The 1186-nt window shown below is 46.3% G+C and carries 1 protein-coding gene and 1 pseudogene; both read right to left on the reverse strand.

Annotated elements, in window-relative coordinates; all coding sequences use genetic code 11:
* Nucleotides 1-220 (reverse strand): annotated as a pseudogene (locus R7E42_RS24835) (catalase-peroxidase); the annotation flags it as partial.
* Between the two features lie 126 nt (nt 221-346).
* A complete protein-coding gene (locus R7E42_RS24840; protein ID WP_318073209.1) occupies nt 347-817 on the reverse strand; it encodes a Dps family protein in 471 nt (156 codons plus the stop codon).
* Between the last annotated feature and the right edge of the window lie 369 nt (nt 818-1186).

Raw genomic sequence — 1186 nt, forward strand, 5'->3', positions numbered from 1 at the left:
GTGCGATTAGGTCTTGTTTGAGTGCAGAGAAATCGAGTTTTTTGACTTCTTCTTGGTAATCAAAATCACTCGGCATTGGACTTGTTTTAGCGTCGTGTTGATGCAAAATGTCGAGGTTGAGCGACTTCGGCCACCAGTTCTTTTCTGTTCTGTCATTGGTGGTCATGGAGCCATGCATTACGGGGCATTTGCCTGCGGAATGCGCATTTTGTTGTGTCATGTTAATTCTCCCATTCTTGCGTTTTGCGAGTGCTAGTCGTTACAGCTGGTGAACAAACACGGGCATCCGTTATTAATTACTGATGTTTTAATACAGAGCATGATCCTTAGGTCGTTTCGCTCGGCGTTATTTCTGCAGCGATCGTAACATCCATGCTGTTTTTTCATGGATGCGCATTCTGTCCGATACCAACGCCACGCTAGATTCGTCATCCGCTTGTTGGGCTAGCTTTAACACTTTACGTGCGGTTGTTACGACTTGTTCGTGATTGTGCGTGAGTATGTCGACCATTTCCGTCGCGCTCGGAACGCCTTCAACCTCTTCAATCACACTGAGTTTGGCGAATTCTTTAAACGTGCCGGGTGCGGGAACGTCCAGTGTGCGTATGCGCTCGGCAATCTCGTCTACAGCCGTCGCAAGTTCGGTATAGTGTTCTTCGAACATGAGATGCAGTTCTCTGAAGTTCGGGCCTTCCACATTCCAGTGGAAGTTGTGCGTTTGCAGATAGAGCGTGTAAGAATCTGCCAAGAGCTGCTTCAAGCCCTCTGCGGTGCTTAATCGGTGCTCTCTATCAATGCCGATATCGATGTGCGTCATGCTAGCTTCCTCTCATTCCATCTGGTTTCACGACTTTTTGTAAGCCGTCAGCAAACAACTAAAAAAAGTATTGGATAGATGTTCTGATTTGTAAAAATGATAAAAATGAATGTAACGTTCGGAAATTTTGATTACTGAATGGAAGGCGTTGTCTATAGCAAATATCAACGCCTACAAAGCACACAAAGCACACCGAGGTAACGGCATGCTGCTGGGTTTAAACGATTTTGATTTCGAGATTATTTGAGAGATTGCTTCGCGATACGGGAAAGCGCTTCGAGACTGGAAACGTCCACATAGTTTGGGCGAAACGCGAGGGCTATTCTGCGGTGAGGGCCGGGCTCATTTAAATGCACTGCCGATAATACT

The sequence above is a fragment of the Vibrio sp. Vb1337 genome (assembly GCF_033338715.1).
Lineage (GTDB): Bacteria > Pseudomonadota > Gammaproteobacteria > Enterobacterales > Vibrionaceae > Vibrio > Vibrio alginolyticus.